Annotated in this window: 6 protein-coding genes and 1 tRNA gene; 5 read left to right on the forward strand and 2 right to left on the reverse strand. The window is 34.2% G+C overall.

What is annotated here, in order from left to right:
• Both HMPREF2846_RS12775 and HMPREF2846_RS14950 read left to right on the forward strand, forming a co-directional pair.
• Window positions 1-1,054 (forward strand): GA-like domain-containing protein (locus tag HMPREF2846_RS12775; protein ID WP_218086529.1); only part of this gene is annotated, 1,054 nt, incomplete at its 5' end.
• A complete protein-coding gene (locus HMPREF2846_RS14950) occupies window positions 1,045-1,140 on the forward strand; it encodes an LPXTG cell wall anchor domain-containing protein (RefSeq protein ID WP_371099764.1) in 96 nt (31 codons plus the stop codon). The genes HMPREF2846_RS12775 and HMPREF2846_RS14950, both read left to right, overlap by 10 nt.
• Before the next feature lie 257 nt (window positions 1,141-1,397).
• Here HMPREF2846_RS14950 and HMPREF2846_RS12780 read toward each other — a convergent pair.
• Window positions 1,398-1,487, reverse strand: a tRNA-Ser gene (locus HMPREF2846_RS12780).
• Between the two features lie 370 nt (window positions 1,488-1,857).
• On the opposite strand from HMPREF2846_RS12780, the gene HMPREF2846_RS12785 reads away from it, so the two are divergent.
• Together HMPREF2846_RS12785 and HMPREF2846_RS12790 are read left to right on the forward strand one after the other, a co-directional pair.
• Window positions 1,858-2,691 carry a helix-turn-helix domain-containing protein gene (locus HMPREF2846_RS12785; RefSeq protein WP_070626784.1) on the forward strand — a complete coding sequence of 278 codons (834 nt, stop codon included), beginning with the start codon at window positions 1,858-1,860 and terminating at the stop codon, window positions 2,689-2,691.
• Window positions 2,692-2,846: 155 nt separating this feature from the next.
• Complete coding sequence (locus HMPREF2846_RS12790) at window positions 2,847-4,001, forward strand: hypothetical protein (RefSeq protein WP_070626785.1); 1,155 nt, start codon at window positions 2,847-2,849, stop codon at window positions 3,999-4,001.
• 555 nt (window positions 4,002-4,556) lie between these two features.
• Here the strand turns inward: HMPREF2846_RS12790 and HMPREF2846_RS12795 are convergent.
• A complete protein-coding gene (locus HMPREF2846_RS12795) occupies window positions 4,557-5,669 on the reverse strand; it encodes a DsrE/DsrF/DrsH-like family protein (RefSeq protein ID WP_070626786.1) in 1,113 nt (370 codons plus the stop codon).
• A 183-nt stretch (window positions 5,670-5,852) separates the two neighbouring features.
• Here HMPREF2846_RS12795 and HMPREF2846_RS12800 point away from each other — a divergent pair, with 183 nt between their 5' ends.
• On the forward strand, window positions 5,853-6,308 hold the full coding sequence (locus HMPREF2846_RS12800) for a MarR family winged helix-turn-helix transcriptional regulator (RefSeq protein ID WP_002480016.1): 456 nt from the start codon (window positions 5,853-5,855) through the stop codon (window positions 6,306-6,308).
• Window positions 6,309-6,447 lie beyond the last annotated feature (139 nt).

Raw genomic sequence — 6,447 nt, forward strand, 5'->3', positions numbered from 1 at the left:
TGATGCCGAAGCCGCTGTGAAAGCAGCAGAACTTGCAGATAAAGCATTCCAATCAGCATGGAACATGGCAGTTTCCGACAACTTAATCACACCACAAGAACAAACATTACTAAAATCTGCACAAGAAGAAGCGCAAACATTAAAAACATCAGCAGAGAGAAAAGTAAACGTATTACCAAGTGAACTAAAAGGCAATTTACCAGCGTTATTAGCACAATTACAAGGCATCGACATCCCAGAAATCAATGACGCTAATGCGAATGGTACAAACGACATCCAAGATCAATGGTTAAATGAAGCAGAAGCAGCGTTGAGGGAAGCAATATCAACAAATAATGCAGCACACATTGAACTTGAAAAAGTACTTTCAGATCATCATGTACAGACAGAAGAACAAGAAGCATTAACGATTGTTCAAGAAAAAGTAAAGACAACAAAAGAATTGGCACAATCAGCAATAGCTCAGTTACCAAGTGAATTAAAAGGCAACTTGATTTCAGAGTTAAACAACATAGAAAATATTGAAATTCCAGCAGTAACTGAAGATAAATCTACAACTTCTCTTGAAACAATTTCAAATGAAGTAGTATCGGAAAAGTCTGTTACAACAACTACACAACAAGAAGAAATACACCTAGAAAATGCAGATGAAACTTCTCTTAACCAGATGGTTTCTGAAAAAACTTCATCAGTTGAGTTAAATACTGAAAGCAAAGTTAAACAAGAAGTCAAAATGGAAGATACAAATAAACAACAAGAGCATACAACAGAAGAGGAAGCATCATCTGAACGCACGGCTTTAGAGGTAGAAAATCAAACCGAAATAACACAAAAACATCAAACGTCTAAAGATAGCCATGCTTCTGATGAATCAACAAATGAACATCAAGATACTACTCGAACTTCTGATAGACATATGTATCAAAACGATGAAGAGCGTTCATCACAAACATCAAACAACCCAACAACTAGAACTACACATCCAGAACAAACAGTTTCTTCTAAACAACAAAAACAAATACAGGTCAGTCACAATCTAACAGCATCCTTGTAGGCGGATTAGCCGCATTAATCGGTGCCGCATTCTTAGTAAGCAGTCGTCGTAAAAAAATAATATTTAAACGAAAGTCGTACTCGTAGGGAGTGCGGCTTTTTTGATATCGTATTATTGTTAATATCTTAATATCAAATATATCTTTACCGTTTCGTCTAAATACTCGTAATAAGTGAGACAAAGTAGTCTCGCCATAAAAAGAACCCCATTCTAAGATGATAGAGTGGGGTTTAGTGATGTAGTCTAATATTTGTTAAGCGTATGATAATAACTTAGTGAAATTTTTACGTTAAGTTAATAAAAAAGGATGAGACACCGTTTAGTATCTCATCCTTTATCGTAGCGGAGAAAGAGGGATTCGAACCCCCGCGAGCCGTTAAGCCCCTGTCGGTTTTCAAGACCGATCCCTTCAGCCGGACTTGGGTATTTCTCCATAGCTTTTTAACACAAGATTTATTATATAGGAGAATGTGTAACGCGTCAATAATTTTTTTAATGAAATCCACAGAAATCATAAAGTAATTTTACATATACTTAAAGAATGGACTAAAGGCTTTCTGGTTGAATAAAACAGATAAAAATATAACATTTTAGCACAAAAACTTACAATAAAGCATTCAATTTTCTGAACATTTAGTTTATTATAAATAGGTGTAGTCTTATTTTGGATAATTTCATCAGTTATGAAATGTATCTACCTCAATCATCACTTCTTTTACACTTCTATTTTACTGCTTGCTTTTCTATGGATATTTAGAAGAACTCATTCACATTATCATTTTATTTTATTAGGGGGGATATTTTTGGATTACAGTTACAATATTTTTCAAGGTTGGTCTTGTATAAAAGATAATTCGAAAAGCGAGGAGTACGTTAATATTTATTTAGTTTTATCAGGTACAGTCTTCGTTAAAAAAGGGGCACAGCACTTTACCTATAAAACAGGAGATCTTTTTGTTCAAAAACCACATTTCACAAATATGGAAGTGGAAATAAAAGAAGGGAAAGTTGTCTGCTTATCAATTCATTATGTGTATTTTAAGCCGGCTTGTTTAAAAGAAATCAATCATGTTGAAAGCAATTTTGAAATCCACCATATCATTAAAAATGATTATATCCAGGCTTTACGTTATGTATGTGAAACAAACTTTGTGAAAGCGAATGCGACCATTGTTCGACTGGTAAGATACTTACGTGTTTACTTGGAAAACTTCGACATCTACTTATTCAATATGACTAATAACCCGACAATCAACCACATTATTGAGTACATCAATCATCATTCAGATGAAGCGTTAAAGTTAACAACTATCGCTGAAAGTTTTGATTTAAATATAAGTTATTTATCACATGTATTTAAAGATGCAGCACGTGTTAACTACAATGATTACGTACAACAAGTGAAGATTTTTAACGTGGCAGAATATTTATTAATTAATGGTGAAGATAATCAAAAAACCAAAGAAGTTTGGAAAAGATATTCATACTCTAGTAAACGTTCTTTCCTCAACAATTTTAAGAAACAATTTAATATGGTGCCCATGGAGTATGTGGCTCGGTCTCAAAAAAGACGTATTAAAAATAATGAACGTTCTCAAAAAGTGTATGATGAAGTTTTGAAATTCATGAATGGCTAATTCTTATAAAGCGTGTACTCCTGTACCGCTTTTTTATTTTGAGTGACGCAAATCTAAATTAGTATTCAATCTAATAAAATCTTAATCTTATTTTGCGACTGATAGGGTATAAGTTACTAACTTAGTGTATAAATCAAACCTATGGGGGAATTAACATGAAAATCAATATCGCAGATGCTTTAACTAAAAGATTGGGCAAGTTAGAAGGTAACTTTAAACACTACGCAGATGATATGGCGTATTTAACTTTAGTGTCAGGTATAGATAAGTCATTAAAAGATTTATTAGGAATTCAAGTTTTGCGTCAAGCACTGGCAGAAACTGTCGCTAGAGAGATGTCACGTTTAGATTTAGCAGTTCTAGATCAAAATGAAATGACAGATATGGTAAAACTAAGAACGGTTTATGTACATGATTTTGAACCAAGCGCTAGCGGCCAAGCAGGTCATGCAGTATCAACAATTCAACGCGACTTTACTGAACATTTAAAGAAAATGACGAACCCGCCTAAATCTTGGGTTTACAATGTTTCTGACCAAACAAAGTTCCATTATGCGGCAGTCTATATCGATGTAAAAGCAAAGAAAGACTTTGAAATACCAGAAACTAAAAGTGCATTTTTAAAACAATATCCAGAGTTGAAAGATGCTGATTTAATTTATAAAAGTATTCAAAACCATCAACAAGAACGTGATCATTCTATTGAAGAAATTGTAGAAGAACCTATACAAACTAACGTAATAGAACCTGCGTTAACAGAACATACTGATTTACAATCTCGTCAAAGCGATGTTCAAACTATCTATAAAGGTGAATATAAAGACTTCCAAGTAACCGTTTATTTACAAGTCTTAGAATTGGGCTACCATCTAGATGAAGAGCAAAATGAAGAATTAGAAACAACACTCACTACAGATGACAAAGGTGAAGTCATCGCAGTAGGAGAACTAGAAGAAGAATTCACTGCAGTAAAAGAAGAACCTGCAAAAGAAGAGAAAATATCTTCAGAAAATGAACCTTCTGAAGATGACAAGTCTGCATCAGAGTCGTCTGAAGAGAAAGAAAAGAAACAAGAAGATAAAGAAAAAGTAGAATCAAAAGATAAGAAAGACAAAGAGACAAAAGAGAAGAAGGACAAGAAAGACAAAGATAAAAAAGGAAAAGGTAAGAAAGACGACAAAGACGACAAAGACAACAAAGATAAGAAATCTAAGAAGAAAGATAACAAGAAAGAGGATAAAAAAGAAGATTCAAAAGACAAGAAGAAAAAGGATAAAAAGAAAAAAGACAAAAAGAAGAAAAAGAAATAATATCATTTAATGAATTCAAAGAAACTCACACCAACAAAAATGAATTGGGCAACCTTGTTTTAGATGAACCGCAATTTAATTGAAAGTGGGCTATAAATTTGGTAAGCTTTAGTTGTATTAAAATAGCCCTCAGTCTTACAGGACTGAAGGCTAGAGTAAAGGCTCACAACGCACAATTGTGATTACCAAACGAACCGAATGAGAGACTAGTTATGTTGCTGCATAGCTAGTCTTTTTTGTCGTTCTTGCTGATAATAAACTTGATGGCTGTTGCTAAAAGTGTCACTTGCACAATTGAAGAAAAATTAATCGTGAGTTCATGGATAATGATGTCCATCCATATCACCTCACTTTCTTGCAGTTCAAGGCACGTGAGGTACTCACAATATAGTAGAACGACCTTTACTCATGAATTAAGTTTAGCATTTTACGAACGCGTTTTCAAAGAAAAAGCGAACAAATGTTCGATTAATTTTTGAAGAGTAAGAAGGATATTTAAAGATGATGTAAAAAATCCTCTGCCTTAATTTGAAGACAGAGGATTATCTATATGCTTTAGATAAATAAATTATGTTTGGCATGTTCTGTATCGCCGATATATGTGCCAACACCGCCGATTTGGACATCATCACGCAATTCTTCACGTTTGATACCCATGACATCCATACTCATAGTACATGCGATTAGTTTTATATCATTTTCGATTGCTTTATCGATTAAAGCAGGTAATGAATCGACGTTCTTTTGTTTCATTAAGAGTTTCATCATAAAGCGTCCTAAACCGAACATATTCATTTTAGATAACGGCATACTTTCTGGACCTTTTGGCAACATGAAATCAAAGAGTTTTTCTAATCCTTTTTTCTGCACTTTAGGCGCATCTGTACGTTTTAATGCGTTCAATCCCCAGAAAGTAAAGAAGATAGAAACCTCACGACCTGCTGCACGTGCGCCATTCGCAATGATTAAAGCAGCTAAAGCTTTATCAAGTTCACCGCTGAATAAGACAATCGTTGTGCCATTATTTGATTCGTGGACAGACATAGCTTGATCAGAAGCTTCACCTTTTTCGATGATAGCTGTGACTTTTGAATCATCTGTTTTTAAATCAATTAAGTGATGACCCGTTTGTTTTGCCCAACTTTGTATATCACTCGCAAAGCCTAAATCCGTAACAATTACTTCAACTTGTTCGCCAGGTTGTAGTTGTTTGATGGCTTGGCTTAAATTCACGATAGGACCTGGACATTGTAAACCACTGTAGTTTAATTGTTTGCGTTCTGGTTTAATTGTTTTCTCAGAGGCAGTGACTTCGGTCTGCTCCTGCTTACTTGTAGTTTGATGTTGTGGTTGTGCTTGTGCTTCTTGTTGAGAAAGATATGCTTCATAACCGCCATTTAAATTAATCACATCAAAACCGCTGTCACTTAACATTTGGCTGGCTTGTTGACTGCGTCCGCCTTTTTGACAATAAATGTAATACGTTTTGCCTTGGTCTAATGGGAATTTCGTATTTAACGTTGAAAGTGGATAATTCAACGCATCTTCAATATGACCAGCTTCATATTCATCAGCTTCTCTTACATCAATTAGTTGATCTTGTGCCCCCATAGCTTGTAAGTCTTCTTCAGTTAAGTCTGTGATTTGAACAGTTTTAAATCGAACCATTCGATCATCTCCCTTTTGTTCTATATTGATGTCATTGTACAAAGAATAAAGACAAATTGCACAAGTTTCTATTTGATTGAACTAAGCTTAAAAGAAAAATCAGTGCTTTAGGTCTGTTATAAGACTTGCTATAATAAAGTTAATTATCAGAAAACAACATTTTGAAATAAAGGACTGTGAACCATGACTGCACATAATAACGACTATGATCATCTCTTGTTCTATTTTGCCTATAAAACATTTATTCATACTGCAGATGAAATTATTGAGAAGAAAGGAATGCGCCGCCAACACCATCGCTTCTTATTCTTTATCGATAAAGTGCCTGGGATTACCATCAGAGATTTACTAAGAAGTATGGAAATCTCTAAACAAGGCAGTCATCAAACGTTGAAAAAATTAAAAGATGAAGGTTTAGTTGTCGAAAGAAAATCTAAAATAGATGGCAGAGTCAAAGAACTCTTTGCGACTGATAAAGGTCATGCATTGGTTACAGAAATCAATAAAGCACAAAATGATTTACTTCAAAGTATTAAAGCTGAAGTCGGAAATGATTGGAATGCGATGATGGAAGAACTCGCAAGTAAACGTCCAGGATTCCAAGAAGTAAAATATTTAAAAGGGGAGTTCAAGGAATAACCTTGAATACGCTCTCTGTAGAGTACCGTCTTGAAACATTCAAGGCGGTATTTTTTTATATGGTTGCAGGTATTTCAGTTAAGTCAACTTACTTGACCTAATATATATGGAAGTGTTATCCTAGAATTGTATAAGAGAA

Source organism: Staphylococcus sp. HMSC056G08 (assembly GCF_001812305.1).
Lineage (GTDB): Bacteria > Bacillota > Bacilli > Staphylococcales > Staphylococcaceae > Staphylococcus > Staphylococcus simulans.

Excerpts from the sequence above, each read along its gene's own strand:
- HMPREF2846_RS12790 (WP_070626785.1), top strand. The coding sequence starts at position 2,847 with ATGAAAATCAATATCGCAGATGCTTTAACTAAAAGATTGGGCAAGTTA.
- HMPREF2846_RS12795 (WP_070626786.1), bottom strand. The coding sequence starts at position 5,669 with ATGGTTCGATTTAAAACTGTTCAAATCACAGACTTAACTGAAGAAGAC.
- HMPREF2846_RS12800 (WP_002480016.1), top strand. The coding sequence starts at position 5,853 with ATGACTGCACATAATAACGACTATGATCATCTCTTGTTCTATTTTGCC.